At 67.0% G+C, this 25,704-nt stretch carries 29 protein-coding genes; 10 read left to right on the top strand and 19 right to left on the bottom strand.

The features are described from left to right. Positions 1-57: 57 nt before the first annotated feature. Genes OK349_RS18470 through OK349_RS18445 form a run of 6 tightly spaced genes read right to left on the bottom strand, consistent with a single transcriptional unit; the run spans position 58 to position 4,195 of the window. A complete protein-coding gene (locus OK349_RS18470; RefSeq protein ID WP_265119394.1) occupies positions 58-450 on the bottom strand; it encodes a hypothetical protein in 393 nt (130 codons plus the stop codon). 26 nt (positions 451-476) lie between these two features. After that, positions 477-1,877 carry a dihydrolipoyl dehydrogenase gene (lpdA, locus tag OK349_RS18465; RefSeq protein ID WP_265119393.1) on the bottom strand — a complete coding sequence of 467 codons (1,401 nt, stop codon included), beginning with the start codon at positions 1,875-1,877 and terminating at the stop codon, positions 477-479. Beyond that, positions 1,870-2,292, bottom strand: coding sequence for a hypothetical protein (locus tag OK349_RS18460; protein WP_265119392.1), 423 nt, complete (start codon positions 2,290-2,292; stop codon positions 1,870-1,872). Before OK349_RS18460 ends, lpdA begins: the two co-directional genes overlap by 8 nt. Next, a complete protein-coding gene (locus OK349_RS18455) occupies positions 2,289-2,678 on the bottom strand; it encodes an acyl-CoA thioesterase (RefSeq protein ID WP_265119391.1) in 390 nt (129 codons plus the stop codon). The genes OK349_RS18460 and OK349_RS18455 overlap by 4 nt, the downstream gene beginning before the upstream one ends. Next, complete coding sequence (locus tag OK349_RS18450) at positions 2,671-2,883, bottom strand: hypothetical protein (protein WP_265119390.1); 213 nt, start codon at positions 2,881-2,883, stop codon at positions 2,671-2,673. The genes OK349_RS18455 and OK349_RS18450 overlap by 8 nt, the downstream gene beginning before the upstream one ends. Before the next feature lie 16 nt (positions 2,884-2,899). Then, on the bottom strand, positions 2,900-4,195 hold the full coding sequence (locus OK349_RS18445) for a pyruvate dehydrogenase complex dihydrolipoamide acetyltransferase (RefSeq protein WP_265119389.1): 1,296 nt from the start codon (positions 4,193-4,195) through the stop codon (positions 2,900-2,902). Positions 4,196-4,351: 156 nt separating this feature from the next. Here OK349_RS18445 and OK349_RS18440 point away from each other — a divergent pair, with 156 nt between their 5' ends. Together OK349_RS18440 and OK349_RS18435 are read left to right on the top strand one after the other, a co-directional pair. Further along, positions 4,352-4,807 (top strand): universal stress protein, encoded by a 456-nt coding sequence (locus OK349_RS18440; protein WP_265119388.1) that lies wholly within the window; start codon positions 4,352-4,354, stop codon positions 4,805-4,807. Between the two features lie 5 nt (positions 4,808-4,812). After that, positions 4,813-6,111: a M20/M25/M40 family metallo-hydrolase gene (locus OK349_RS18435; RefSeq protein ID WP_265119387.1), complete on the top strand. Its 1,299-nt coding sequence runs from the start codon at positions 4,813-4,815 to the stop codon at positions 6,109-6,111. A 52-nt stretch (positions 6,112-6,163) separates the two neighbouring features. Here the strand turns inward: OK349_RS18435 and OK349_RS18430 are convergent, their stop codons facing one another. From OK349_RS18430 to OK349_RS18380, 11 genes are all read right to left on the bottom strand, one after another. Further along, positions 6,164-7,186 (bottom strand): RcnB family protein, encoded by a 1,023-nt coding sequence (locus OK349_RS18430; RefSeq protein WP_265119386.1) that lies wholly within the window; start codon positions 7,184-7,186, stop codon positions 6,164-6,166. A gap of 192 nt (positions 7,187-7,378) precedes the next feature. After that, a complete protein-coding gene (locus tag OK349_RS18425) occupies positions 7,379-7,864 on the bottom strand; it encodes a GAF domain-containing protein (RefSeq protein ID WP_265119385.1) in 486 nt (161 codons plus the stop codon). A 40-nt stretch (positions 7,865-7,904) separates the two neighbouring features. Further along, positions 7,905-8,333 (bottom strand): hypothetical protein, encoded by a 429-nt coding sequence (locus OK349_RS18420; RefSeq protein ID WP_265119384.1) that lies wholly within the window; start codon positions 8,331-8,333, stop codon positions 7,905-7,907. Positions 8,334-8,352: 19 nt separating this feature from the next. Then, positions 8,353-9,033 (bottom strand): DNA alkylation repair protein, encoded by a 681-nt coding sequence (locus OK349_RS18415; protein WP_265119383.1) that lies wholly within the window; start codon positions 9,031-9,033, stop codon positions 8,353-8,355. Continuing rightward, positions 9,030-9,434 carry an alternative ribosome rescue aminoacyl-tRNA hydrolase ArfB gene (arfB, locus tag OK349_RS18410; RefSeq protein ID WP_265119382.1) on the bottom strand — a complete coding sequence of 135 codons (405 nt, stop codon included), beginning with the start codon at positions 9,432-9,434 and terminating at the stop codon, positions 9,030-9,032. Before arfB ends, OK349_RS18415 begins: the two co-directional genes overlap by 4 nt. Continuing rightward, on the bottom strand, positions 9,424-10,098 hold the full coding sequence (locus tag OK349_RS18405; RefSeq protein WP_265119381.1) for an RluA family pseudouridine synthase: 675 nt from the start codon (positions 10,096-10,098) through the stop codon (positions 9,424-9,426). The genes arfB and OK349_RS18405 overlap by 11 nt, the downstream gene beginning before the upstream one ends. Before the next feature lie 35 nt (positions 10,099-10,133). Further along, complete coding sequence (locus OK349_RS18400; protein WP_265119380.1) at positions 10,134-11,045, bottom strand: CHAD domain-containing protein; 912 nt, start codon at positions 11,043-11,045, stop codon at positions 10,134-10,136. 140 nt (positions 11,046-11,185) lie between these two features. Continuing rightward, the gene (locus tag OK349_RS18395) at positions 11,186-12,217 is read right to left on the bottom strand and encodes a glycoside hydrolase family protein (protein ID WP_265119379.1); all 1,032 of its coding nucleotides are present in this window, start codon (positions 12,215-12,217) and stop codon (positions 11,186-11,188) included. Positions 12,218-12,276: 59 nt separating this feature from the next. After that, complete coding sequence (locus OK349_RS18390) at positions 12,277-13,071, bottom strand: DODA-type extradiol aromatic ring-opening family dioxygenase (RefSeq protein WP_265119378.1); 795 nt, start codon at positions 13,069-13,071, stop codon at positions 12,277-12,279. Between the two features lie 7 nt (positions 13,072-13,078). Beyond that, positions 13,079-13,681 carry an NAD(P)H:quinone oxidoreductase gene (gene wrbA / locus OK349_RS18385; RefSeq protein ID WP_265119377.1) on the bottom strand — a complete coding sequence of 201 codons (603 nt, stop codon included), beginning with the start codon at positions 13,679-13,681 and terminating at the stop codon, positions 13,079-13,081. Positions 13,682-13,759: 78 nt separating this feature from the next. Beyond that, the gene (locus OK349_RS18380; protein WP_265119376.1) at positions 13,760-14,458 is read right to left on the bottom strand and encodes a pirin family protein; all 699 of its coding nucleotides are present in this window, start codon (positions 14,456-14,458) and stop codon (positions 13,760-13,762) included. Positions 14,459-14,582: 124 nt separating this feature from the next. Here OK349_RS18380 and OK349_RS18375 point away from each other — a divergent pair, with 124 nt between their 5' ends. Together OK349_RS18375 and OK349_RS18370 are read left to right on the top strand one after the other, a co-directional pair. Next, positions 14,583-15,164, top strand: a complete 582-nt coding sequence (locus tag OK349_RS18375) for a hypothetical protein (RefSeq protein ID WP_265119375.1) — start codon at positions 14,583-14,585, stop codon at positions 15,162-15,164. After that, positions 15,164-16,081 carry a LysR family transcriptional regulator gene (locus tag OK349_RS18370; protein WP_265119374.1) on the top strand — a complete coding sequence of 306 codons (918 nt, stop codon included), beginning with the start codon at positions 15,164-15,166 and terminating at the stop codon, positions 16,079-16,081. Before OK349_RS18375 ends, OK349_RS18370 begins: the two co-directional genes overlap by 1 nt. Before the next feature lie 51 nt (positions 16,082-16,132). Here OK349_RS18370 and OK349_RS18365 read toward each other — a convergent pair whose 3' ends face one another. Next, positions 16,133-19,141, bottom strand: coding sequence for a TonB-dependent receptor plug domain-containing protein (locus OK349_RS18365; RefSeq protein WP_265119373.1), 3,009 nt, complete (start codon positions 19,139-19,141; stop codon positions 16,133-16,135). A gap of 330 nt (positions 19,142-19,471) precedes the next feature. Between OK349_RS18365 and ctrA the strand changes: the two genes are divergently transcribed. The 5 genes from ctrA (at position 19,472) to OK349_RS18340 (ending at position 22,175) form a co-directional block, all read left to right on the top strand. After that, complete coding sequence (ctrA, locus tag OK349_RS18360; RefSeq protein WP_265119372.1) at positions 19,472-20,179, top strand: response regulator transcription factor CtrA; 708 nt, start codon at positions 19,472-19,474, stop codon at positions 20,177-20,179. Positions 20,180-20,325: 146 nt separating this feature from the next. Next, positions 20,326-20,766 carry an ArsI/CadI family heavy metal resistance metalloenzyme gene (locus OK349_RS18355; protein ID WP_265119371.1) on the top strand — a complete coding sequence of 147 codons (441 nt, stop codon included), beginning with the start codon at positions 20,326-20,328 and terminating at the stop codon, positions 20,764-20,766. Beyond that, entirely contained in the window at positions 20,766-21,107 is a 342-nt protein-coding gene (locus tag OK349_RS18350) for an ArsR/SmtB family transcription factor (protein ID WP_265119370.1), read from the top strand. Before OK349_RS18355 ends, OK349_RS18350 begins: the two co-directional genes overlap by 1 nt. Before the next feature lie 2 nt (positions 21,108-21,109). Next, entirely contained in the window at positions 21,110-21,805 is a 696-nt protein-coding gene (locus tag OK349_RS18345) for an MIP/aquaporin family protein (RefSeq protein WP_372340589.1), read from the top strand. A 28-nt stretch (positions 21,806-21,833) separates the two neighbouring features. Next, positions 21,834-22,175: an arsenate reductase family protein gene (locus OK349_RS18340; protein WP_265119574.1), complete on the top strand. Its 342-nt coding sequence runs from the start codon at positions 21,834-21,836 to the stop codon at positions 22,173-22,175. Between the two features lie 7 nt (positions 22,176-22,182). Here OK349_RS18340 and OK349_RS18335 read toward each other — a convergent pair whose 3' ends face one another. Next, on the bottom strand, positions 22,183-23,877 hold the full coding sequence (locus OK349_RS18335; RefSeq protein WP_265119368.1) for an amidohydrolase: 1,695 nt from the start codon (positions 23,875-23,877) through the stop codon (positions 22,183-22,185). A 350-nt stretch (positions 23,878-24,227) separates the two neighbouring features. Between OK349_RS18335 and OK349_RS18330 the strand changes: the two genes are divergently transcribed. Next, positions 24,228-25,472, top strand: coding sequence for a threonine ammonia-lyase (locus OK349_RS18330; protein WP_265119367.1), 1,245 nt, complete (start codon positions 24,228-24,230; stop codon positions 25,470-25,472). The last annotated feature ends 232 nt before the right edge of the window (positions 25,473-25,704 follow it).

The following is a 25,704-nucleotide window of genomic DNA, read 5'->3' as shown; positions in this document are numbered from 1 at the left end:
GCGAGCATGGCAGGGTTTCCCCAAAAAAGACTGAACGCCGCGGGGCGGAGCATCCGTCTAGATGCAGTCGCCCCATTCGAGCGGCCGGGGCTTGGACACGATGTGATCGGTCACGATCGCGAGACCCTCGGTCTCATCCTTACTGTCGGGATAGAACGATGCCATCTCCCCCTTGCAAAACAGGCCCTTGGGATCGGGAGCACCGACATGAGCCTGCTCGCGCTTGAACTCGGCGATCTGCGCTGCCGTCCAGCCGCCACGCGCGAAATAGGCGTCGAGCTTCTGCACGTTCGCAGACAATATGGTCTGAACGCGGGCATCGTGCAGCTTCGGACAATTTTTGCCGATCTCCTCGGCCAGGCTGACGAGGCCATAGAGGCATACAGGCCCGATGGTCGGCTCCTGCACTCGCCGCATCGCCGATGCTCCCGGCGACATCGCCGCGAGCACGCAGCAGAGGATCGCCGGGGCTCGCATCAGATGTGCAACACGCGGCCATAGGCGGAGAGCACCGCCTCGTGCATCGTCTCGCTGATCGTCGGATGCGGGAACACCGTCTCGATCAGCTCGGCCTCGGTGGTCTCCAGCGTCTTGCCGACGGCATAGCCCTGGATCATCTCGGTCACCTCGGCGCCGATCATGTGTGCGCCGAGCAGCTCGCCGGTCTTGGCGTCGAACACGGTTTTCACGAAGCCTTCCGGCTCGCCGAGGGCAATCGCCTTGCCATTGCCGATGAAGGGGAAGTTGCCGACCTTGACCTCGTAACCCGCTTCCTTGGCCTTCGCCTCGGTCAGCCCGACGCTGGCGATCTGCGGGTGGCAGTAAGTGCAGCCCGGGATGTTGAGCGGATCCATCGCGTGCGGATGCTTGCCCGCGATCGCCTCGGCCGCGATCACGCCCTCGTGGCTCGCCTTGTGCGCCAACCACGGCGGCGCGGTGATGTCGCCGATCGCGTAGAGGCCGTCGATGTTGGTCTTGCACGCGCCGTCAGTCTTGAGGAAGCCGCGGTCGTCGACATCGACGCCCTGCTCCTTGAGCCCGATGTCGCTGGTGTTGGGCACGATGCCGATCGCGACGATAACGTGGCTAAAGTCGCCCACAGCGGGCTTGCCGTCCTTGGCGATGATGGTGGCCTTCACGCCATTGGCGTCGGCGGCGATCTTGTCGACCTTGGCGCCGGTCATGATCGTCATGCCCTGCTTCTTGAGCGCCTTTTCGAGATGCGCCGAGATGTCGGCATCCTCGACCGGCACGATGCGGTCGAGCATCTCGACCACCGTCACCTCGGCGCCCATGTCGTTGTAAAAGCTCGCGAACTCGATCCCGATCGCGCCCGATCCGATGACCAGCAGCCTCTTCGGCATCTCGGGCGGGGTCATCGCATGGCGATAGGTCCACACGCGCTTGCCGTCCGTCGGCAGGCCCGGGAGGTCGCGGGCGCGCGCGCCGGTGGCGAGAATGATGTTCTTCGCGGCCAGCTCGGTCGTCTTGCCGTCCTCGGCGGTGACCGAGAGCTTGCCCTTCCCGGTCAGCTTGCCGGTGCCCATGTGCACCGCGATCTTGTTCTTCTTCATCAAGTGCGTGACGCCCTGGTTGAGCTGCTTCGCCACCCCGCGCGAGCGCTTGACGACGGCTTCTAGGTCCGCGCTGATCTTCTCCGCGGCGAGGCCGTAATCCTTGGCGTGCTGCATGAAATGGAAAATCTCCGCCGAGCGCAGCAGCGCCTTGGTCGGGATGCAGCCCCAATTCAAACAGATGCCGCCCAGCAGCTCACGCTCGACGATCGCGGTCTTGAGGCCAAGCTGGCTCGCGCGGATCGCCGCGACATAGCCGCCGGGGCCCGAGCCAAGCACGATCACGTCATAGGATTCAGCCACGTCGATCTCCAAATTGCCCCGCCCGCCGGGGGCGCAGTACGTCGAAATTGAGGATGAGCCAGAACAAAGCCGCCACCGGCCCGACCACCAGGCCGAATCGGATATATTCCCCCGCGGTATCGGGAACGAGCTGCATGGCGATGAGATAGGCAGCCAGCGCGCCGATCCCAGTCCCCAGCACCAGCAGCAACACCCCCGTCACCAGCGCGGGCAGCGCCAGCCGCCGCAACAGCACATAGGCCGGCCACGCCACGATCAGCCCGGCGAGAATGATCGCGAACAGCACGCCGACGCTCTTCCAGTCGGTCGCGCCGCCCTCGCTCTCCAGCATCCAGTAGACCGCAAGGTTCGCCAGATAGGCGCCGATAAAGGCGGGCAAGAGGAACCGCCGCACGAACGCTACGATCCACGTCACGCCTCGCCGTCCACCGGGCGCGGCTTGCGGTCCTCGCCCACGGCGACGAAGGTGAACACCGCCTGCGTCACCAGCTGGTGCTCCTCGGCATGCCGGTTGCGCCGCCAGGCCTCGACGTCGATCTGCATCGAGGTGCGGCCGACCTTGACCAGGCTGGCATAGACCGACACCTCGTCGCCGACGAATACCGGCGCGTGGAACTGCATGCCGTCCATCGCCACGGTCACCGCGCGGCCGCGCGCGCGGCGCGCCGCGACCAGCCCCGCCGCCATGTCCATCTGCCCGACCAGCCAGCCGCCGAAAATGTCGCCATAGGCGTTGGCATCCGCGGGCATGGTGCTCACGCGAGTCGTCGGTTCGGTGATCGGGGGTGCGCGGTCAGGCATCGCGCGTGTCCTTGCCCGCCGGCTCCGGCGCCATCGCGCGACTCATCGGCTCGATCCCCATCAGGATCACGCACACGATCGCCACGCCTGTCACCAGCCAGATGTCGCGCTCGGCGAGCGGATAGGCCCAGCTCGCCACCGCGCCGATCATCAGCGCGACCGCGATGCCGGCGGCGATGTGCAAAGCTTCGACCAGGACGCGCATCGCGGCGCCCCCGCCCTCAGGCCAGCAGGCCGAACGGCGACTCGACGAGCGCCTTGAACACCTTCATCAGCTCGGCGCCGTCGGCCCCGTCCACCGCGCGGTGATCGAAGCTGCCGGTCGCCGACATGACGGTCGCCACGCCCAGCGCATCGTCGACGATGTAGGGCCGCTTCTCGCCCGCGCCGACCGCCAGGATCGTCGCCTGGGGCGGGTTGATCACTGCGTCGAACTGCTTGATGCCGTACATGCCCATGTTCGAGATGCTGGCAGTGCCGCCCTGATATTCCTCGGGCTTGAGCTTGCCTTCCTTCGCGCGCTCGGCGAGTTCCTTCATCTGGGTCGAGATCGACGCCAGGCCGATGTTCGCCGCATCGCGGATGATCGGGGTGATCAGGCCGGTGGGTGTCGACACCGCGACCGAGATGTCGGTGCGGCTGTACTTGATCAGCTTGTCGCCGGCATAGGTGACGTTGCACTTGGGCACCTGCATCAGCGCCACCGCGAGCGCCTTGATCAGCATGTCGTTGACCGACAGCTTGACCCCACGGCCCTCCAGGCTCTTGTTGAGCTGGCCGCGCAGCTTGAGCAGCGCGTCGAGCTGAACGTCGACGGTCAGATAGATGTGCGGAATCGTCTGCTTCGCCTCGGTCAGGCGGCGCGCGATCGTCTTGCGGATGTTGCTGAGCTTCTCTTCCTCGTGCGGGATGCTCTCGTCATACCACACCGAGGCTGGCGCCGCCGCCGGAGCCGGGGCCCCAGCAGCAGCCGCTGGCGCTTCCGCCGCCTTGGGCGCGGGTGCCGCGCCGGGCTTGGCATCCTCGACGTCCGCCTTGACGATGCGGCCACCGGGTCCGGAGCCCTGCACCGCCGACAGTTCGACGCCCTTCTCGGCGGCAATGCGACGCGCCAGCGGGCTCGCCTTTACGCGATCGCCGCTCGCAGCGGGGGCCGGCGCAGGCTTCGCAGGCTCGGCCGGAGCCGGAGCCGGCGCCGCAGCCTTGGGTTCTTCCTTCGGCGCCTCCGCCTTGGGCGCTTCCACCTTGGGCGCTTCGACCGCCGAGGCATCCTCGCCCTCGCCCGCCAGGATCGCGATCGCCGTGCCGACCTTCACCCCGTCAGTGCCCTCGGCCACCAGGATCTTGGCGATCGTGCCTTCGTCGACCGCCTCGAACTCCATCGTCGCCTTGTCGGTCTCGATCTCGGCCATCAGGTCGCCAGCCTTGACCGTGTCGCCCTCCTTCACCAGCCATTTGGCGAGGGTGCCCTCCTCCATCGTCGGGGAAAGGGCAGGCATCTTGATCTCGATCGACATGGGGGAGGAGGATCCTGTCGCAGGCTGTTGGTTTCGGCCCTCCCTTGCGCGATGCACGGCGCGGGTCAAGCCTGCCGCGCCCGTAAGGCCCCACTCCGGTCTTGCGCAGCGCGGCTTCCCGCGTCACCACCATGCGAAACCGGAGGGGATGGTTTCATGCGCACCTATCTTGTGGTGATTGACGAAAGTCCGGAGGCGCAGATCGCGCTCCGCTTCGCCGCCCGCCGCGCCGTCAAGACGGGCGGCGGGGTCGAGATCCTGGTGATGATTCCCAAGCCCGATTTCGTGCAGTGGGGCGGCGTGATGGCGACGATCGAGGAAGAGGCGCGCCAGCGTGCCGAGGCGCTGGTCGCGGGCGCGGCGGGCACGCTGATCCAGGAATCGGGCCTCAAGCCCACCATCACCGTGCGCGAGGGCGACGGCCCCAAGATCATCCGCGAGCTGATCGCCGCCAACCCCGAGATCGCCGCGCTCGTGCTCGGCGCGGCGACCGGCGGCAAGCCCGGCGCGCTGGTCACCCATTTCACCGGCGGCGACATGGCCGCGCTGCCGATCCCGTTGATGATCATCCCGGGAAGCCTCGACCGCGAAGCGATCGACCGGCTAAGCTGATCGCCATGCGAACCCTCCCCTTGCTCGCGCTGCTCGCCGCAGCCCCTGCCGCCGCTCAGGACCAGCCCAGCCCCGAACGCCTCAAGGCCGATGTCGAGAAGCTGGTGAGCTTCGGCACGCGCCACACCCTCTCCTCCGCCACCGACCCCGTCCGCGGCATCGGCGCCGCGCGCAAATGGGCGGCGGACGAACTCAACCGCATCGGCGCAGCGTGCAAGTGCATCGAGGTCGCCAACATCGCGCGCACTTTCACCGGCCCGCGCGCGCCGAACGGGGTCGAGGTGGTCAACGTACTCGGCTTCCAGGCGGGCGCGGACCCCAAGCGAGTCGTCATCGTCCAGGGCCATATCGACAGCCGCGTCACCGACGTCATGAACTTCACCGCCGACGCACCCGGCGCCAACGACGACGCCTCGGGTGTGGCGCTGGTGATCGAGGCGGCGCGCATCCTCTCGAAGGAAAAGCACAAGGCAACGATCATCTATGCCGCTCTCTCGGGCGAGGAGCAGGGCCTGATGGGCGGCACCCTGCTCGCCGAGACTGCCAAGGAGCGCGGCTGGACCGTGGTCGCGGTGCTCAACAACGACATCGTCGGCAATACCATGGGCCAGAATGGCGTCCGCGTCGCCGATCGCGTGCGCGTCTTCTCCGAGGGCATCCGCGCGTCGGAGACGCTCGAGGAGCAGATCAAGCGCCGCGGCGACGGCGGCGAGGATGACGGCCCCAGCCGTGCGCTCGCCAAGGCGATCGACAAGGTGGCGGACGGCATGCGCGAGAAGGACCGCGACGCGCTCGACGCCTTCATCGTGCGCCGTCCCGACCGCTTCGGCCGCGGCGGCGATCATGAGCCGTTCCTGCGCCTCGGCTACCCCGCAGTGCGCTTCTCGGTCGGCGCCGAGAATTACGACCAGCAGCACCAGGACCTGCGCACCGAGAATGACCGCGTCTATGGCGACACGGTCGACAAGATGGATTTCCCCTATCTCGCCAAGGTGACAGCGCTCAACGTCGCGACGCTCCGCCGCCTCGCCAACGCACCCGATGCGCCGTCAGGCGTGGTGCTCGACGGCGCGGTCTCGACCGACATCAAGGTCAAGTGGAACCCGGTGCCGGGTGCCAAGGGCTATCGCGTCTATTGGCGCCGCAACGACACGCAGGACTGGAGCGACGTCCGCGGCGTCGCCGGCCGCACCGAGACGGTGCTCAAGGACGTGGTGGTCGACGATCATTTCGTCGGCGTCTCGGCGGTCGCCGAAGACGGCAGCGAGAGCATCGTCACCTTCGGCACGCGCCCGCCGCGTTAGTCAATAAACCCGCCGCCGTCCTCCCCCCAGACGGACGGCGGCGGGCAGCGCTTCAACGGCAATAGCAGGTCTTGCTCTTGACCTTCACCGGCGCGCGATAGAGCTTCTTGGACGGAGCGCGGCGCACCACCCTGCCGCCGCCATAGGTGACTTCCTCGACCGTCTCGGTCACCGTCGTGGTCACCACCGGCGCCGACTGGATCACCACCGTGGTGGTCGTCGGCGCACCGTAATAATAGCCACCGCCATAGGTATAGCCGCCATGGCAGTTCGCGACGCAGCGCAGCGGCCGCGCCGGTACCGCATGGACCCGCCGCGTCTCGCTATAGCCATAGTCGTCGTCGCGATAGTCGGGCGCGTCATAGTCGGCACCGGGGCCGGGATAGCCCTCCTCGCCCTCGTAATAGCCATCGCCTTCGTAGGCGTATTCGTCGCCTTCGTAGTCGTAATCGTCGCGGTCCCAGTCGAGCCCGCTCACCGAATCCCACACGCGGCCGCCATTGTCGACCAGCACCGCGTCGTCATAATAGCGCACCCAGTTATAGCCATAAGGCGGGCTGCTCAGCCCCCAGCTCGACCAGTCGCTGATCCAGAAGCCGCCGGTGACCCAGAAGCTCGGCAGCGTCCAGCCGCGCACCGGCCGGCGATAGGCGCCCCAGCCGCCGGGCGCCTTCCACCCCGCATGCCAACGCCCGCGAATCTTCTCGCCCCAGCGCCAGCCCGGGCGGTGCGTGCCGGGCTTCCAGTTGCCCGGCTTGCCCGGGTTCCAATGACCGGGAGTGCCCGGCTTCCATCCGCCGGGCCTGCCCGGTTTCCAGCCACCCTGCGGAGGCTTGCCGTGCTGCCACCCGCCCGGACGCGGCGTCCCGGGATTGGGCTTCCAGCCGCCGGGACGCTGCCCGCCGTGCTGCCAGCTGCCGCCGCGCGGCGGGCTCATCCGGGGGATCGCCGTCGATGGCATCCGCGGCGCCTGCATCGACGGGCGCGCGCCCTGCATACTGCGCTGCTGCGCCACCGCCGGCGCGGCCAGCGACAGGCTGCTCACCGCAGCGACGATCAGAGTAGCGGTACGCATGGCGATGACAGCTCCTTTGCTGCGCGCTTCCCTGGGGTGAGGCGCACGAATCTTCACCATTTCTTAACACCTCCACCGGGAGGCGACCACGAAGCCCTGTGGTTAAGGAAGTCCCGAATCGGGTCAAGAATTTAATATCAAACGGTGAAGACGGCCACCGATCGTGCCGATTCGGAACAGCCGCGCCAGCCGTTAACGCGCGATTCGCGGTCCCAACAGCGCCATCAGCGCCTCGCAGCCCGCTGCATCCTCGGCATCGAACCGCCCCTGCGTCGGGCTGTCGAGGTCGAGCACCCCGATCAGCCGGCCTTCGTGCGAAATCGGCACGACCAGCTCGGCGTTGCTCGCCGCGTCGCACGCGATGTGGCCGGGAAAGGCATGGACGTCTTCGACCAGCTGGGTCTCGCCGGTCGCCGCCGCCGCGCCGCACACGCCCTTGCCAAAGGGAATGCGGATGCACGCTGCCTTGCCCTGGAAGGGCCCCAGCACCAGCTCGCCCTCGACATTGCGATAGAACCCCGCCCAGTTGAGGTCGGGCAGATACTGCCAGATCAGCGACGCGGCGTTCGCCATGTTGGCGATCGCGTCCGCCTCTCCCGCGGTCAGCGCGTCGAGCGCGGCGTGGAGGTCGCGATAGAGCTCGGCCTTGGATCCGGCGGCGATGTCGAAGCTGTACATAACCCGCAGGTGGCGCGGCGCGCCGCCCGGCGCAAGAGGGTCAGGTGCAGCGCGTCCGCTCGATCCCGTCCGCGCTCAGCGTGTTGCCGTCCGCCGACAAGGTGAAGCTGCGCGCATCCTCCCAGGTCTCGCCTTCGCCCGAATAGCGTGCGCGCACCGTGATCGTGCGCCCCTCGCCGTGCACCGCTATCACGTCGCCGCTGCTCTCGTGGAAGCGCAGGCGCTTGGCCTCGATCCGCAGGCGGCTGTCGTTGTTGCCGGTGCCGCAATCGGCGGCCGTACGGTTCCACTCGCCGCGAAAGGCCGCGGGGATGGTCCCCGCGTCCACGGTCTTTGGTGTTGGCGGTGGCGCCTCAGGTCCGGGCGCGGTCGGGCGTTCGACGCTCTCATTGCCGGCGGGCGGCGCTGCCGGCTCCTCCGAGCAGGCGGCGAGGATCAACGGCAAGGCGAGCAGGAAACGGCGCATCATGCGCCTCCCAACGCGCCAGTCACGCCGCGGTGCCCTTGGCATCGGCCTTGGCGAAGGCGCGCAGCGCATCCTTGCCGTTCCAGCGCGCGGTCTTGTCGTCCGACTCCGCCAGCCGCGCCGCCACCTCGCGCGCCGCCTTGCGCAAGGCCGGATCCTTCTTCCCGCCGATCGCGCGCAGCGCCCAGTTGACGCCCTTCTTCACGAAGTTGCGTTCGTCGCTCGCCGCACCCTCGATCAGCGCCAGCCCGGCAATATAGTCCGCTTGGCGCCCGTGCAGCGCCAGGCAAGCGAGCAGCACGAACCCCGCGCGCCGCCCCATCTCGTCGTTCAGCCGCGTCCACGGCTCGACCATCGCGTCCGCGCCCGCCACCCGGTCGAACAGCTTGAAGCACACCGTGTCAGTCACCGCCCAATTGTCAAAATCGGCACGCCAGGCGTCCATCTGCGCCACCGTCACCAGCCTGGGATCGTCGATCAGGCACGCCAGCATCCGCGCCTCGTACACCCGCGTTGCCCACAGCGCGGCGGCGAGGTCGTGGTGCTTGCCGATGCCCTTCGCGATCTTCTGGATCGCCGCCATCGGTACCCCGATCACGCGGTCGGCGGTGACGATCCCGAAGCTCGGGCCGAGCTTGTCGCGATGCGCTGCCGAACCCTGCGCCTCGAGCGCCGCCAACGCCGTCTCGACCCGCGCCTTCACTCGACCCGCACCCTGCCGCGGCCCGCCTTGACCGCGGACCGCCCCTTCTTCTCGTCCACCCGCCGCGCCTTCGCGGCTCTGCTCGGCTTGGTCTTGATCCGCCGCGCATCGCGCTCGAGCGCCTTCTCGATCAGCTCGGCCACGCGCTCGCGCGCATCCTGGCGGTTCGCCTCCTGCGTGCGGAATTTCCGCGCGGTGATCACCAGCTCGCCCCCGGCGGTCATGCGGCTGCCCGCCAGCTCCTTGAGCTTGGCATAGGCATAGGGCGGCAGCCCCAGCCGGAACACGTCGACGCGCAGCTGCACCGCGGTCGCGACCTTGTTGACGTTTTGCCCGCCCGGTCCCGACGCGGCGAGGAACTTCTCCTCGACGATCGCTTCCTCGGGCAGCTCAGCCGGCATCGTCCACCTCGGCGAACCCGCCGAACCCCATCGCCTTGAAGCGCACCGGCGTCGGCGCCTCGCCATGCACGTCGGGCTTGCCCGGCCGCGGTACCGTCAGCTGCGCCGCGTGCAGCATCAGCGCCCGCCCACCGGCGACCCCATAGACCGGATCGCCGGTGATCGGGATGCCGAGCCCCTCGGCGGCATGGACGCGGATCTGATGCGTGCGCCCGGTCTCGGGATAGAAGGCGACGAACGCCCGTCCGTCCTTCGCATCGAGCACGCGCCAGCGCGTCCGCGCCGCCTTGCCTTTCGGGTCGCCGGTCATCCGCCACCCGCGCTCGGCGCTCGACACCTTGAGCAGCGGCAGGTCGATCAGCCCCGAATGCTCCTCCGGCACCCCGTCGATCACTGCAAGGTAGCGCTTGGTCACCGCCCCCGCCTCGAACGCCTGCTGGAAGCGCGCATGCGCCTTGGGGTTGCGCGCGAGCAACAGGCAGCCGCTGGTATCGCGGTCGAGCCGGTGCACAGGTGTCGGCCAGCGCTGGAAGCCGAAGGTCAGATTGCCGAGATGGTTCTCCAGGCTGATCGATCCGTCGCGCGGGGGATCGACCGGCAAGCCGGCGGGCTTGTCGAGGATGATCGCCTCACCGTCGATGAACAGCACATGGTCCTGGATCATGCCCCCGCAATGGGGAAAGCAACGGCCGGTTGCAACTAGGCCTGTGCGTCCGGCTCCCCGTGCCGCATCGCGGCGAGGCGCCGCCGCACGCCGTGCGCCATCGCCTTCGGCTTCCGGTGGAACAGCCGCGCACCCACGTCGAAAGATCGCGCGGTCAAGGCACGTTCCCGCCGGTCGATCGCAGCAACCAGGCGCGTCCGCGCGGCGCGCGGCGGGGCGTCGCCGGCTGCGTAAACACGCTCGCGCAGCATCGCCAGATCATGGAGATCGCCCAGCAACTCGGCCAGTTCGTCGAGCTGTGCCAGGCCCGCGTGCAGCTTATGGGGTAGCGCGCGGCGCAGCAGGCGGCGGTGAAAGCCGTGGTCCTTCACCCGCTTGCGCCATTCGTGAAGCCGTCCCGCCACCGGCTTCGCCTCAGCCGCCGCCATCGCCTTGCGGGCGCGCCGGTAGGATTTTGTCAGGCCGTCCGCGAGCGCGTCCAGCCCTTCGGAGTCCAGCGCCCAGCCCGTCACGCGCTCGCGCGCCGCGCCAAGCCGTTCGCGCACCGTCGAGAGCGCGGCCCCGACATTCTCAGCCGTCTCCGCATGTCCGCCGTCACTGACGAGCGGCCGCAAGCGGGCGACATCCCCCGGCAGTGCCCGGGAATCCCATGCGCGCAGCAGCCTCTCGAGCGTGTGCCGTATCACCGTTGCGTCGCGGCTTGTCGACAGCAGCCGCGCCATGTCGCGAAACCCGGCGCTCTCCGGCGCATAACGGTCGAAATGGGGCCGCACGAGCCGCAGCAGCGCGCGCAGCTTCTTCGTGCGGCGACGGAGCCGGTGCACGACTTCACCGCGTGACAATTCGGGCGCGTTGATCTCGGCAATGGCGCGATCGATCTGGCTGCAAGCGATGCGCCGCAGCGCTGCCTGCGCGGTCCGGTCGCCGGGCTTGACGCTATAGGCCATGCATCGCTTCCCTCTTGGGGGAAGCTAGGCGGACCGCCTGCCAAATGCCAGCGACGCGCCAGCTGAGCCGCAACCATGGGCTTCCACGGAAAACCGCGCGGGGTTGCAATGGGGACTGCGCGCGCGGCTATCCGAACTGATCAGCGCCCCTCGGGAAAGGCCGCGACGAGCGCGTCATGCTCTTTGCGGCTGATCGCGATCATCGATCCGTGCCGGACGCCGGCAGGCATCTCGTAGCGGTTCCACGCCGCGACGCCGGTGTTGCCTGATACCTGGTACCACGGCCCTTCCAGCCGCAGCGCCTTGGACAGGCCATAGCCGGTCCCGGCATATTGCTCGTAATAGAGCAGCCATTCGCGGCCTTCGGGCGAGCGGATCAGCGTCGGTGCCTCGCGGAAATTGGGGCTGACCGGCGGACCGGGCTCGGGATAGGGGCCGAGCAGCGATGGGGCGCAGCTGACCCGGATCGTCTTGCCCGTGATCCAGTCGTAGGACGGATAACGCTCGTCCTTCACGATAACGCAATAGCCGCCTGCCGGGTTGGGCTGGATGATGGTGTCGATCGTCGCCATGTCCCAATCAAACAAGCGGCGCGGCGCGGCATCGAAGGTCTTGAGATCCTTCGATTGCACATAGAGCGTGCGCTGGCTCGCCCAATAGCGTTCGGGGTCTTTGTCCGATCCCGGCACGTTGGGCGTATGCCAGGTCAGCAGGAACTGCCCCGAAGGCGCGTCGAAATAGAGCTTGGGCGCGCCGATCCGCTGCAGCGCACCGGGCAGTCCCGCAATGCCCTTCAGTTCGGGGCGGTAGGTGCCATAGGGCGTCCAGCGGATCAGGTCTGCCGAGACCCAGAAACGGATCAGCGGATCGTCATCGCTTTTATTGCCGACGAGGAAATAGCGCCCGTCCGGCCCGCGCGCGATCGAAGCATGGCCGTGATAGTCCGCCGATACCGGCCTGCCGCCGTTGAGCTGCTTCCAGTGCAGCCCGTCGAGGCTCACTGAATAATAGAGAACGCCGTAGCGCGCCTTGGTCATGTGCGCGAACAGATAGGCCCGCGCAGGATCGACCGGCGGCGTCTCGGGCGCGCCCGGCGGCACGTCCTGACCCACCGATACGGGCGCCGCCGCCAGCGTGGCGATCGCAACGAGACCCGCGAGAAAACGCCGCATCGCCTTCACCTCTGCATTCAGCAGATATAATCATACAAGTATGATTATATGGCAAGCGCTTATGAGAAGGCATAGGCGTCCATCGCGAGCACGCCATAGGTGTAGCTGTGGTGCAACCGTTCGCAGTGCAGATCGCCATCTCCGCTCCCCGCGCCCATCGCGGTGAACAGCGGCAGGATATGGTCGGGCGTCGGGTGGTTCTGCCGGCCGAACGGCGCGCGCGCGACCGCGTGCAGCACCGCATCGGTATCGCCCGCGTCAAACCGCGCCTTCATCCAGTCCGCGAATGCCGACACCCAGTCGGGCACCGCCGCATGATGATCGCGCCCTTCGACGAAGATCGCGCGCAGATTATGCGTTAGGCTGCCCGATCCGATGATCAGGATGTTGCGGTCGCGCAGCGGCGCCAGCGCCTGCCCGATCCGGTAATGCCATTCGGGCGCATGCGTGCTGCTGATCGACAGCTGCACCACCGGCACGTCCGCCTCGGGCCAGGCCAGCATCAGCGGCACCCAGGCGCCATGATCGAGCCCGCGCGCCGGATCGAGGAACGCGGGAATCCCTGCCCCCTCGACCAGCACCGCAACCTCCGCCGCCAGCCCCGGATCGCCCTTGGCCGGATAGCGCAGGTCGAACAATTTCTGCGGGAAGCCACCGAAATCGTGGATCGTCGCCGGCGCCTCGACCGAGGTCACCACCGCTTCCGCCATGTCGTGATGCGCGGAGACCATCACGACCGCATCGGGCCGCTCGACCTGCCCGGCCAGCCCGGCGAGGAACTCCCGCGCCGGGCTGGGCTCGAACATGATCATCGGCGAGCCATGCGAGACGAACAAGGCGGGCTGGCGCGCCATGACGGCCTCAGCCGAACAGCTTCGCCGCAGTCTCGGCGATCCGCTTGCCCTGATAGCGGGCGCCGTTCAGGTCGGCCTCGCTCGGTTGGCGGCTGCCATTGCCGTCGGCGACCGTGCTCGCGCCATAGGGGCTGCCGCCTTTCACTTCTTCCACGCCCATCTGCCCGGCATAGCCATAGTCGAGCCCGACGATGGTGAGGCCGTGGTGGAGCAGGTTGGTGATGATGCTGAACTGCGTCGTCTCCTGCCCGCCATGCTGGGTCGCGGTCGAGGTGAACGCGCCGCCGACCTTGCCGACCAGCGCGCCGCGCATCCAGATGCCGCCGGTCGTGTCCCAGAACGCCGCCATCTGGCTCGCCATGCGGCCATAGCGGGTCGGCGCGCCGACGATGATCGCGTCGTAATTCGCCAGCGCCTCGGGTCCCTCGATCAGCGGATGCGAGTGGTCGGCCTGGAAGCCCGCCGCCGCGGCCACTTCGGGCGGCGCGGTCTCAGGCACGCGGCGGACATCCACTTCGGCGCCCACCGAACGCGCGCCCTCGGCGACGGCGTCGGCCATCGTCGCCAGATGTCCATAGGACGAGTAATAGAGGACCAGAACCTTGGCCATTACGTGTCTCCTGATGTGATGAGGGTGGAGCGGCCCGCCTGGGGAGGGGGAGGTCGCGGACCGCTCCGGGGGATCTTGTCAGTCGGCGTCGACCAGGACGATCTCGGCGTCCTCGATCGCGGTGATCGTCACGGTCTGCCCGCCGGTGAGGGCAGCGCCGTCACGCGCGTCGAAGGGCTGTCCGTCGATCTCGATCTTGCCCACCGCGGGAACGAGATAGGCGTAGCGCCCCTCGCCCACCGAGTGAGTCAGGCTCTCGCCCGCCTTGATCGTCGCGCCCAGCACCCGCGCATCGGCACGGATCGGCAGCGCGTCGGTGTCTTCCTCGAAGCCCGAGGCCAAAGTCACGAACTTGCCCGAGCGCTCGCCCTTGGGGAACGGCTTGGCGCCCCAGCTCGGCGCGCCGCCCTCGGCCCGCGGCATGATCCAGATCTGGAACAAGGTCGTCGTCTCGGTCTCGAGATTATACTCGGCGTGCCGCACCCCGGTGCCCGCACTCATCACCTGGACGTCGCCGGCGCCGGTCTTGCCGGTGTTGCCCATCGAGTCCTGGTGCGTGATCGCTCCCTTCCGGACATAGGTGATGATCTCCATGTCCTTGTGCGGGTGCGGCGGGAAGCCGCTATTGGGCGCGATCTCGTCGTCGTTCCACACGCGGATCGCTCCCCAGCCCATCCGGTCGGGGTCATAATAGTTGGCGAAGCTGAAATGGTGTCGGGCGTTGAGCCACCCGTGATCGGCATGGCCCAGGCTGTCGAACGAGCGTTTCTCGATCATGTGTGCCTCCTTGGTTGACGCCCAAGATAGGCTCTGCGATCAGTGCGTAAATGGAAACGTCTGAAACGGATCGTTTCGCAAATCCGTCGAAGCAGAGCCAAAGACTAACGCGAGAGTCTGGACCATGCCGCATCGTCTCAGCCTTCTGCTCTGCGCCGCCGCGCTCGTCCTGTCCTCGCCTGCGCTGGCCCAGAAGGCCACGCCAACGACCTGCCCCACAACGCCGGCCACTGAGCGCGACGGACAGAAGGATTTCGATTGGGAGATCGGATCCTGGACGACGCATCTCAAGCGCCTGAAAAGCCCGCTGTCCGGCTCGACCGAGTGGGTCGAATATCAGGGCACGACCGATGTCCGTCCCGTGATGGGCGGCCGCGCCAATCTGGTCGAGCTCAAGGTCGAGGGAGCGGCAGGGAAGATCGAGGGCGCGTCGCTGCGGCTCTACAATCCGCAGGCCCGCCAATGGTCGCTGCATTTCGCCAGCGCCTCCGGCGGCGTGCTGACCCCGCCGACGATCGGCAGCTTCCAGGACGGCTGCGGCGAATTCTATGCACAGGACAGCTGGAGCGGCCGGACGATTCTAGTCCGCTTCGTCATTTCCGATGTCACCCCCAACTCCGCCCGGTTCGAGCAGGCCTTCTCCGCCGATGGCGGCAAGAGCTGGGAAGTGAACTGGATCGCCACCGACACGCGAAAAGAACCTTGATGAGACTTCCCGATTTCGAGGCCTGGGCGATCTTCGCCTGCGTGGTCGAGCACCGCTCGTTCAGCGGCGCGGCGGAGGCGATCGGCGTCTCCAAGGCGACCGTGTCCAAGGCGATCGCCCGGCTCGAGGCGCAGCTCGGCACCGCGCTGTTCCACCGCACCTCGCGCCGCCTGACGCTCACCGACAGCGGCAACGCGCTGGCCGAGCGCGCCGGGCGCATCCTCGCCGAGGCGCAGCAGGCCGAGGAAGCCGCGCTCGACGCCGCCAAGGCGCCTTCGGGCCTCGTCCGCATCGCCGCGCCGATCACCTTTGGCATTCGCTTCGTGTCGGACGCGATCGCCGACCTGCTGACCGAGCATCCGGGGATCGAGATCGACCTGCGCCTGTCCGATGCGCGCGTCGATATCGTCGCCGACGGGTTCGACATCGCGCTGCGCATCGCCGACCTGCCCGACAGCTCGCTACGCGCGCGCCGCCTCGCCCCGATCGCCGCGCGCGTCGTCGCCGCGCCGAGCTATCTGGAGAAGCACGGCACCCCGCGCCACCCCGCCGACCTCGCGCATCACGCCTGCTTCCTCTACGCCAACGCGATCGGCGCCTGGCATTTCCGCAAGGCCGATGGCGAGGAAGCCGCGGTGCGCCCCGCCGGCCCGTTGATTACCGACAATGGCGACGCGATGCTCCCAGCGCTCCGCGCCGGTCTCGGCATCGCACGCCTGCCCGATTTCATCATCGACGAGGATATAGCGGCGGGCCGGCTGGTCGAGATCCTCACCGGCTGGTCGCCGATGAATATCGCGCTCCACCTGCTCACTCCGCCGAGCACGCTGCGCCCGGCGCGGGTCGAGCTGGTGATCGACTATCTCTCGCGGCGCTTCCGCAACATCTGCTCGAAGGTGGAAGCGGCGCGCGCATAGAAAAGGGCCGATCCTCGCGGACCGGCCCTCAGTCGGAGATGGGTATGGCAATCAGTTCGTCTTGAAGCGCACGCCGATGCGGAACCGGCGGCCCAGCAGATCCGAATAGGTGCTGTTCGCCGCCAGCCCGGTCTCGGGAAGCAATAGCGGCCAGCGATTGAACAGGTTGGTGACGTTGAAGAAGACCTCTCCCACGCCTTCGCCCTTGATCTCGATCTTCTTCGTCAGGTTGAGGTCGACATAGAAGGTGCCCGAGACATTGATGTCATCGTAGGTCTGGTAGGTTGAAGTCGTGGTCGTCACCGGGCAACCGGTCTGGCATTCGATCGCATTGGCCAGATACTTGCCCGCGCTCACCCCGCGCGCGACGGTGGTGATCGAGAAGTCCGGCGTGTCGTAGCTGAGGCTTCCGCGGAAGATCCAGGTCGGCGTGGTGTACTGGCCGCCGTTCGAGCCTACGCTGTCGAGCGGCACGACGCCGGGGATTCCGGTATCGACGATGTTCTCAATATAGCGCGTCGCCAGGCCACGCAGCGTCAGACTGCCTTCGGCATTGGTGAAGATGTTGCTCAACGGCAGACGGTACGAAGCATCGAAGTCGATACCGCGCGCCACTCTGCGCGCAAAGTTGAACGGCTGGTTGCGAATCAGGATGCGTGCCGAGCTGTTCGGATCCGTCGTGATCGCAGCGCAATACTCGGCCCGCCCGTCAAAGCAGCGATTGACGATGTCCTGCGCAGTGAGCGTGTCGATCGCGTCGTTCAGATCGATGCGGAAATAGTCCACCGCCAGATTGAAGCCGGGCAGGAAGCGCGGCGAGAAGATGCCGCCGATATTCCACGAATCGGCCTTTTCCGCGCGCAGGTTCGGGTTGCCCAGGCTCAGCTGCGAATAGGAGATGCTCGAGCCAAAATTGCCGCCATTGGGACCGCTGCCCGCGCCCCAGGGATTGCTGACCGCGTCCGTGTTCGACGACCCCGCCTGATACAGCTCGTTCAGGTTGGGCGCGCGGATATCGCGCGACCGCGTGACGCGGAGGCGGATATCCTCGATCGGCTGCCAGGTCGCCCCGGCCTTCCAGGTCGTGACATAGCCCGAGGTCGAATAATCGGTCGCACGCACCGCGCCGTTGAGCTCTAGGCCAAAGCCGACCGGAACGACCGCCTCGAGATAGGCTTCCTTGACGTTGTAGCTGCCGTTGCTCGGTAGATAGTTGCCCACCGACCAAGTATTGAGCGTCGTGATACCTCCGCCCGGGTTGGGCGTGACGGTCGGCTGGAATTCAGCCGGCACGAAGCCGCTGATCTTCTCTTCGCGATACTCGGCGCCCACGGCAAGGCTGACATCGCCCGCCCAGGTCGCGAACGGAGTCAGCGACAGGTTCGCGCCCACCACGAACTGCTCCGCGACCTCGTCGCGATAGGGATTGCCCAGAACATAGCGGATCGCCGCCGGATCGGCGACGCCGATGCCCAGGCGGTTGAGCGGCCGGCAATTGGGATCGTTGTTGCTCGCGTCCGCATCGACGTTGATCCGGCACTGGATCGACCCGACCGCATAGCCACCCGGATTGCCCGCTTGTGCGAACACCGCATCCACAGCGCTCGCGATGCGCTGGGTATGCATGATGTTGGTCAGCTCTTCGTGCATTTCGGCACGGCCATATTGCCCGAAAATGTCCCAGCGCGCGTCCTTGCCGAACGCCTCGAACTGGCCCTCCGCGCCCAGCAGGTAGCGCTGCACCTCGCGCTTGTTGTTGACACCGCGGAACGGCAGGTCCGCCGCCGTCGTGCCGATCGTCACACCGGTGATCCCGGCGAGCTGCGCGGCGCCGAGCGCCTGGATCAGGTACGCGTTGTCCGCCGCCAGCGTGCTGGCGCCTGCAGCTCCCCGGCCGACATTGGCAGCGCTGAACGCGGTCGTCGTGGACGCCAGGTTCGGGCCGGCGTTGAACACGATCCTCTGCCGGTTGTACGATCCTTCGGCGAACAGCTCGACGCCGTCGGCGATCTCATAGCTTAGGCGCGCGAACACGCCGTAACGCCGGTCTTGCGGATCAAGGCCGATGCGCCGGCCCGAATCGTTGACCTGCCAGCTTCCGCCCTGGTTCAGCGTCGGCGGCGAGCTGCCGGTCGCCGAGGGGAAGGTCAGCGCACCATACTGATATTGCAACACCTGCCCGCCCTGGCCGAAATAGATGCCGCGCAGCCGGTTGGCCGTGCCGCCCGACGAGTTGAGGATCATGCTGCCCGGCGTCGAGTTCGACGCGCCGACCTGGCGGCGGATCAGATAGCGCGGCGTGGTGCTGACGCCCGAGACCCAGTTCGGATCCTGGATTCGCACATAGCCGGTGTGGTTCCACTCGCGATCGACCGAGAAGATGCCGTCGCGATGCGCAACCTCGCCACTGACCAGCAAGTGGCCGCGCCCGCCTGCGAACGACCAGCCGCCCGCAACGCCGATCGAATAGTTGTTCCCATCACCTTCTTCGGTGACGCCGATATCGGCGTTGACTTTGATCCCCTCATATTTGTTGTCGAGGATGAAGTTGACCACGCCCGCGACCGCGTCCGAGCCATAGGCGGCCGATGCGCCGCCGGTCACGACCTCGACCTGCTTCACCAACGCCTGCGGGATCGTGTTGACATCCACCAGACCGGTGATCGTCGAGGCCACCGAACGCCGGCCGTTGACCAGCACCAGTGTGCGCGTCTCACCCAGATTGCGCAGGTTCAGCGCGTTGATGCCCGCCTGCCCGCTCGACAGGTTGAGGCGCGAGTTGGACGGCTGCGTCGATCCGGCAAGCGCCGGCATCTGGTTGACGAAATCGGCGATGTTGTTCGAGGGGGAGGTGTTCTGAATGTCCTCGATGTTTAGCACCGTGACCGGAGTTGGCGCCTGGTACCCGTCCCGGCGGATGCGCGTGCCGGTGACGACCACCTCGCCCTCGCGCTCCGGTTCCTGTGCCGTGGCGGTCGTTGGTGCCGGCGCGGTGTCCTGCGCGAATGCCGGGTGGGCAAGAGCGCAGACCGTAACAAGAAGCGCTGCTTTCATCTTCATCGTGAGACCCCCTGAAAATGTCCCGGTGCGCGTTATCGCGTCACAAACCCTGAGAATCGGAAGCTAATCACGCAACATCCTTGTGAGCAAACGCAAAATAAGGAGGAATCCCATAGACTGGGGATATGGGACGATAACCGCACCGGGCCGGGCCGAAAGGCTTCCGCTGCGTTACCCATTTCGCAAAGCGCGAATCGCGAATCGCCCGCGACTCGTGGATTCAGGCCGGTTAGAACAAAATTAACCTTTTGCCTTCAGACCTGCTTAGGTTAATGAATCAGTCGCGTTGCAGCCACAGGGGGCAGGCAACCGCACAGGGGGATCTCGCACATGCGCGTGCTTCTGATCGAAGACGAGCCGACGACTGCGAAGGCGATCGAGCTCATGCTCACGACCGAAGGCTTCAACGTCTATACGACGGATCTGGGCGAGGAAGGCCTCGATCTCGGCAAGCTCTATGATTACGACATCATCCTGCTCGACCTCAACCTGCCCGACATGCATGGTTACGACGTGCTCAAGAAATTGCGCGTCGCCCGGGTGCAGACCCCCGTGCTGATCCTGTCGGGCATCAGCGAGATGGACAGCAAGGTGCGTTCGTTCGGCTTCGGCGCCGACGACTATGTCACCAAGCCGTTCCACCGCGAGGAGCTGGTCGCCCGCATCCACGCCGTGGTCCGCCGCTCGAAGGGCCATTCGCAGTCGGTCATCCGCACCGGCAAGCTGGCGGTGAACCTGGACGCCAAGACCGTCGAGGTCGATGGCGCCCGCGTCCACCTGACCGGCAAGGAATATGCGATGCTGGAGCTGCTCTCGCTCCGCAAGGGCACGACGCTCACCAAGGAAATGTTCCTCAACCACCTTTATGGCGGGATGGACGAGCCCGAGCTCAAGATCATCGACGTCTTCATCTGCAAGCTGCGCAAGAAGCTCAGCATGGCGTGCGACGGCGAGAACTACATCGAAACCGTCTGGGGCCGCGGCTATGTGCTGCGCGAGGCGGACGAGGTCGCGGTGCCGATCAGCGCCGTCGCCTGACACCAGTCAAATTACCCGAAGATGGCCGCGGCTCCGACAGGGCGCCGCGGCCATTCTTTTTTCCGACTACGGAAATGCGGCCACTCCCGTTGACGAATCGATATTTCGAGAATAATCGAACTATCGAAGCAACGGAGTTAGCGGCCATGAAGCGCCTTCACTTGCACGTCAGCGTGCCGGACCTCGAGCCGGCAATCGCCTTCTACAGCACTTTGTTCGACGCCCCGCCCTCGGTCGTGAAGGACGACTATGCGAAGTGGATGCTCGAGGACCCGCGCGTCAATCTCGCCATATCCTCGCGTGCCCGCGCGACGGGGATCGATCACGTCGGCGTCCAGGTGGATAGCGCGGATGAGCTCGGCGAGCTTGCAGACCGGTTGAAGGCTGCGGGCGCGGCGACGTTCGATCAGGAGGCGACTTCCTGCTGTTACGCGGTGTCGGACAAGTCGTGGGTGACGGATACCGCCAGCGTGCGCTGGGAAACCTTCTACACGCACGGCGAGGCGACCAGCTACGGCGAAGACGAGGTCATCCCTGCCCCGGCCGGCACCAGCTGCGCGTCCAGCACCAAAAACGCGTGCTGCTGATGCAGATCCCGACCGCCGTCGAGGCGCTGTCCGCGCTCGCGCATCCAAGCCGTCTCGCCGTGTTCCGCTTGCTGGTGCGCGCGGGTACCGACGGCATGGCGGCGGGCGATATCGCGCGCGAGGTCGGGGCCCTCCCCAACACGCTTTCGACGCATCTGGCGATTCTGGGCAATGCGGGGCTGGTCCGGTCGCGGCGCGAAGGCCGGTCGGTGATCTATTCGGCCGACTATGACGGGATGCGCGATCTGCTCGGCTTCCTCGTCGCCGACTGTTGTGCCGGGCGGCCCGAGATCTGCGGTTCGCTCGGCGATCTCGCCAGCAACGCAGGCTGCTGTTCGTGACGCTGTCGCGCCGCCTCGCGGCCGAATTCATCGGCACGGCGATGCTGCTCGCGATCGTCGTCGGCTCGGGTATCATGGGCGAGCGCCTCGCCGCAGGAAATGACGCGATCGCGCTGCTCGGGAACACGATCGCGACCGGCGCGGGACTGATCGTGCTCATCCATATGTTCGGGCCGAGCTCCGGCGCACACTTCAACCCGGCCGTGACCTTGGCCGTCTGGCTGAAGCGCGAGACGACCGCGCGGTTCGCGGCCTGCTACGTGATCGCGCAGTCGGCCGGGGCGATCCTCGGCGTGTGGGTAGCGCACGCCATGTTCGCCGAGCCGATCCTTCAGCTGTCGGAAAAAGCGCGCGACGGACTTCCGCAGGGCTTTGCCGAAGGCGTCGCCACCTTCGGCCTGATCGGAGCTATCTTGAGCACGCAGCGGCATCGCCCGGAATTCACGCCGGTCGCGGTCGGGCTCTACGTCACCGCCGCCTATTGGTTCACGGCTTCGACCTCGTTCGCGAACCCCGCGGTGACGATCGCGCGCAGCCTGACGGACAGCTTTGCCGGGATCGCGCCGCACTCCGCCCCGCTGTTCATCGCCGGACAGCTCGGGGGAACGATCGCGGCGACCGTCATATTCACCTGGCTATTGAGAGAGGGGGTCGAACGTGACCGAAGCGTTCCCGATCACGATCTATCACAATCCTGACTGCGGCACCTCGCGCAACACGCTCGCGATGATCGAGGCGGCAGGATATGCGCCGACGATCGTCGAATACCGCAAGACCGGCTGGACGCGCGACAAGCTTGGCGACCTGCTGGCCGCGATGGATGCGAAGCCGCGCGACGTGCTGCGCGAGAAGGGCACGCCGGCGGCCGAGCTCGGCCTGCTGGATCCGTCGGTGCCGGATGAAGCGATCTTGGAAGCCATGGTCGAACATCCGATCCTGGTGAACCGGCCGATCGTGGTGACGCCGAAGGGAACCAAGCTGTGCCGCCCGTCCGAAGCCGTGCTCGACCTTCTGGATCGACAACCCGACCAGTTCACGAAGGAAGATGGCGAGGTCGTACGCCTTTAATAGGCAGTCAGCGCCCCTCCCCCTCCCGACGTTCCCCCTGGCCGCGCCGGAACATGCGCTGCCCGCCGACCCAGGTCTCCAGCACCACGGTGCCGCGCAATTCGGTCGGCGATGCGAGCAGCGGGTCGCGGTCCACCACCAGGAAATCCGCCAGCATCCCCGGCGCCAGCCGCCCGAACAGTTTCTCGCCGAACCCGGCATAGGCGGCATCGAGCGTGAAGGCGCGCCACGCCTGCTCGCGGCTCACCGCCTCCTCCGGCCGCCAGCCGCCGAAGGGCTGACCCTGCGCATCCTGCCGCGTGAACGCCGCCGCCCAGCCTGCGAACGGGTTGGGGCTTTCGACCGGATAGTCCGATCCGAACGCCAGCTTCGCGCCATTGGCCAGCATCGACTTCCACGCATAGGCGCCCGCGAGCCGCGCCTGCCCGAGCCGCGCCTCGGCCATCACGCGGTCGCTGGTCTGATGGACGGGCTGCATCGAGGCGATGATGCCGTGCTTGCCGAAGCGCGGCAGATCGGCGGGGTCGACGATCTGGGCATGCTCGATCCGCCAGCGCCGGTCGCCATTATAGGTGTCGGACACTTCGTCGATCGCGTCGAGCACCTGCTGGTTGGCGCGGTCGCCGATCGCATGGATCGCGAGCTGGAACTTGTCCATCGAACCGCGCGCGATCGAATTGAGCAGCTGCGCATCGGACAGGAAGGGCAGCCCGCTATTACCCGGCGCATCAGCATAGGGCGCCTTGAGCCACGCCCCGCGCGAGCCCAGCGCGCCGTCGAGGTAGAGCTTGATCCCGCCCATGCGCAGCTTGTCGCCATAGAGCCACGGCGTCGGCCCGGTCCCGGCCGCCTGCAGCGCGACGTCCACGCCCGCCGAATAGCTCATGATCCGCACGCGCAGCGCGCCCTGGTCGCCCATCGAGCGATAGGTCATCCAGTCATCGAGGCTGGTGCCCATGTCCGCCGTCGCGGTGATGCCGGTCGCGAGCAATATGTCCTGCGCCTTGATGAAGGCGGCGTTGCGGTCGCGCGGGGTCGGCTTGGGCAGCGCCTTCTCGATCAGCGCCATCGCGGCGTCGACGAACACGCCGCCGGGCTTGCCCGCGACCAGCTCGATCCGCCCGCCCGGCGGCGACTTGGTCGCGGCGGTGATGCCCGCAGCCTTCATCGCCGCGCTGTTCGCCCAGCCGGCATGGCCGTCGGCGCGCGTCAGCCAGGTCGGCTTGTCGCCGGTCGCCGCGTCGAGCTCGGCCGCGGTCGGGAAGCGGCCGAGATTCCACGTCTCCTGGTTCCATCCGCCGCCGATCAGCCAGGGTCGCGTCGCATTCTCGAGCGCATAGCGGTGGATCGCCGCCTGCGCGTCCGCAAGCGAAGTCGTCGCCGACAGGTCCAGCGCCAGCGCGCGGAATCCCAGCTCCATGAAGTGGCCATGCGCGTCGATCATCCCGGGAATGACCGTGCGGCCCTTCAAATCCTCCTTCCATTCCGGGCGCTCGGGCCGCTTGTCGCCGCGCTTCAGCAGCTTCACGACCTTGCCGTCGGCGCCGATGACGATGCCGTTGAAGCGGACCACATCGCCCTTCTCGTCGAGCGTCATGCCGTCGATATTCTCGACCAGCGCATCGGCGAAGGCGGGGGAAGGCAGCAGCAGGGCGGCGATCAGGGCAAGCGAAACGGGAAGGCGCACACGGGTCTCCGGCATGGCGGCGCCGGAAGCCCCGCTTCATTGGCCATTCGAATAGGCGGTGTTCCCCCGCCGCGCCAGATGGGCTAGGGCCTGAACTCACTTAGAACAAGGATCGAGATCGCCCGTGGAAGGCCGCCGACAAGGAGCGCAGCGCAGACGCGTAGCTGAAGCTACGCGCAAGCAAGCGACGCTGCTCGGCGGCCTTCCACGGGCGACCGCGCAGCGGCGGGCCGAATTTGGCGCCAGGCGTCGTCGCGCGTCGGTCACGATGGAACCCCATCGCTCCCTCCTTGCTCCTAGCCTGGCGCCAAATTCGACTCCGTCTCGACCTTGTTCTAAGTGAGTTCAGGCCCTACGGCCCGCCAATGGCAACCCAACCAGCATCCGCCGCGCAATCGCTCCCCGTCACCCTTGCCGACGTCCAGGCGGCGGAGGCGCGGATCGCGGGCGCCGTGGTGCGCACGCCGACGCTGCACAGCAAGACGCTGTCGGATCTCACCGGCGCGCAGGTCTGGCTCAAGTTCGAGAATCTCCAGTTCACCGCCGCCTACAAGGAGCGCGGCGCGCTCAACACGCTGCTCCAGCTGGACGATGCGGCGCGCGCCAAGGGCGTGATCGCGGCCTCGGCCGGCAACCACGCCCAGGGCCTCGCCTATCACGGCAACCGTCTCGGCATCCCGGTCACGATCGTGATGCCCAAGCCGACCCCGACGGTGAAGGTCATGCAGACCGAAAGCCATGGCGCCTCGGTCATCCTCGAGGGCGAGAGCTTCGACGAGGCCTATACCCATGCCCGCCAGCTCGAGGCGTCGAACGGCTACACCTTCGTCCATCCCTTCGATGACCCACGTATCATTGCTGGCCAGGGCACCGTCGCGCTCGAGATGCTGGCCGATGCGCCGGCGATCGACACGTTGGTGGTGCCGATCGGCGGCGGCGGGCTGATCTCGGGCGTCGCCACCGTCGCCAAGGCCGCAGGCCATCCGATCGAAGTGGTCGGCGTGCAGGCCGAGCTCTTCCCCTCGATGTACAACCGCGTCACCGGCGCGCACGAGCCGGTCGGCGGCGACACGCTGGCCGAGGGCATTGCGGTCAAGGAGCCGGGCGGCCTCACCGCGCAGATCGTCGAGGCGCTGGTCGACGAAATCCTGCTGGTCAGCGAGCGCAGCCTCGAGGAAGCGGTCAGCCTGATCCTCCAGATCGAGAAGACCGTGGTCGAGGGCGCCGGCGCCGCCGGGCTCGCCGCGCTGATGACTCAGCCCGATCGGTTCAGCGGCAAGACCGTCGGCATCATCCTGACGGGCGGCAATATCGACACGCGGCTGCTCGCCAACGTGCTGCTGCGCGACCTCGCCCGCTCGGGCCGCCTCGCCCGGCTGCGCATCCGCCTCCAGGACCGCCCGGGCGCGCTCTACCAGGTCGCGCGCATCTTCCAGGAGCAGGCGGTCAACATCCTCGAGCTGTCGCACCAGCGCATCTTCACCAACCTCCCCGCCAAGGGCCTCAGCCTCGACGTCGAGTGCGAGACGCGCGACCGCGCGCATCTCGAACGTCTCAACGCCGCGCTGCAGGATGCGGGCTATGAAGTGCGGCTGATCGAGCTCGCCTAGGACCCAGGCCCAGCACTTATCCACGTTTTCCACAGCTTGTGGACGAATGGAATCACACGCGCGACGAACCGAGTCTCCGACTCTTCGACTGAGTCGTAACCTCGCCTATGATTCACCACAGATGCGCCCGAACTGGCCTTGCGCGTCGTCCACAATTCCTTGCATCCGTTAACTCTCTTTCGTGGTGAATCGACTTTTCATCACGATTCGCCTGATTCATAAGAGTGCCAGA

This window comes from Sphingomonas sp. BT-65 (assembly GCF_026107375.2).
Taxonomy (GTDB): Bacteria; Pseudomonadota; Alphaproteobacteria; order Sphingomonadales; family Sphingomonadaceae; genus Sphingomonas.
Note: the sequence above shows the minus strand (reverse complement) of the source record. Positions and strands in the feature narration are given on the sequence as shown.

Coding starts and splice junctions, on each gene's coding strand:
- OK349_RS18435 (WP_265119387.1), top strand. CDS start 4,813: ATGCGAACCCTCCCCTTGCTCGCGCTGCTCGCCGCAGCCCCTGCCGCC.
- OK349_RS18355 (WP_265119371.1), top strand. CDS start 20,326: ATGAAGCGCCTTCACTTGCACGTCAGCGTGCCGGACCTCGAGCCGGCA.
- OK349_RS18430 (WP_265119386.1), bottom strand. CDS start 7,186: ATGCGTACCGCTACTCTGATCGTCGCTGCGGTGAGCAGCCTGTCGCTG.
- OK349_RS18420 (WP_265119384.1), bottom strand. CDS start 8,333: ATGATGCGCCGTTTCCTGCTCGCCTTGCCGTTGATCCTCGCCGCCTGC.
- OK349_RS18350 (WP_265119370.1), top strand. CDS start 20,766: ATGCAGATCCCGACCGCCGTCGAGGCGCTGTCCGCGCTCGCGCATCCA.
- wrbA (WP_265119377.1), bottom strand. CDS start 13,681: ATGGCCAAGGTTCTGGTCCTCTATTACTCGTCCTATGGACATCTGGCG.
- OK349_RS18450 (WP_265119390.1), bottom strand. CDS start 2,883: ATGCGCGTCCTGGTCGAAGCTTTGCACATCGCCGCCGGCATCGCGGTC.
- OK349_RS18400 (WP_265119380.1), bottom strand. CDS start 11,045: ATGGCCTATAGCGTCAAGCCCGGCGACCGGACCGCGCAGGCAGCGCTG.
- OK349_RS18335 (WP_265119368.1), bottom strand. CDS start 23,877: ATGCCGGAGACCCGTGTGCGCCTTCCCGTTTCGCTTGCCCTGATCGCC.
- OK349_RS18365 (WP_265119373.1), bottom strand. CDS start 19,141: ATGAAGATGAAAGCAGCGCTTCTTGTTACGGTCTGCGCTCTTGCCCAC.
- OK349_RS18405 (WP_265119381.1), bottom strand. CDS start 10,098: ATGATCCAGGACCATGTGCTGTTCATCGACGGTGAGGCGATCATCCTC.
- OK349_RS18445 (WP_265119389.1), bottom strand. CDS start 4,195: ATGTCGATCGAGATCAAGATGCCTGCCCTTTCCCCGACGATGGAGGAG.
- OK349_RS18380 (WP_265119376.1), bottom strand. CDS start 14,458: ATGATCGAGAAACGCTCGTTCGACAGCCTGGGCCATGCCGATCACGGG.
- OK349_RS18425 (WP_265119385.1), bottom strand. CDS start 7,864: ATGTACAGCTTCGACATCGCCGCCGGATCCAAGGCCGAGCTCTATCGC.
- OK349_RS18340 (WP_265119574.1), top strand. CDS start 21,834: ATGATCGAGGCGGCAGGATATGCGCCGACGATCGTCGAATACCGCAAG.
- OK349_RS18370 (WP_265119374.1), top strand. CDS start 15,164: ATGAGACTTCCCGATTTCGAGGCCTGGGCGATCTTCGCCTGCGTGGTC.
- OK349_RS18440 (WP_265119388.1), top strand. CDS start 4,352: ATGCGCACCTATCTTGTGGTGATTGACGAAAGTCCGGAGGCGCAGATC.
- ctrA (WP_265119372.1), top strand. CDS start 19,472: ATGCGCGTGCTTCTGATCGAAGACGAGCCGACGACTGCGAAGGCGATC.
- OK349_RS18390 (WP_265119378.1), bottom strand. CDS start 13,071: ATGGCGCGCCAGCCCGCCTTGTTCGTCTCGCATGGCTCGCCGATGATC.
- OK349_RS18455 (WP_265119391.1), bottom strand. CDS start 2,678: ATGCCTGACCGCGCACCCCCGATCACCGAACCGACGACTCGCGTGAGC.
- OK349_RS18330 (WP_265119367.1), top strand. CDS start 24,228: ATGGCAACCCAACCAGCATCCGCCGCGCAATCGCTCCCCGTCACCCTT.
- OK349_RS18375 (WP_265119375.1), top strand. CDS start 14,583: ATGCCGCATCGTCTCAGCCTTCTGCTCTGCGCCGCCGCGCTCGTCCTG.
- arfB (WP_265119382.1), bottom strand. CDS start 9,434: ATGCCGGCTGAGCTGCCCGAGGAAGCGATCGTCGAGGAGAAGTTCCTC.
- OK349_RS18395 (WP_265119379.1), bottom strand. CDS start 12,217: ATGCGGCGTTTTCTCGCGGGTCTCGTTGCGATCGCCACGCTGGCGGCG.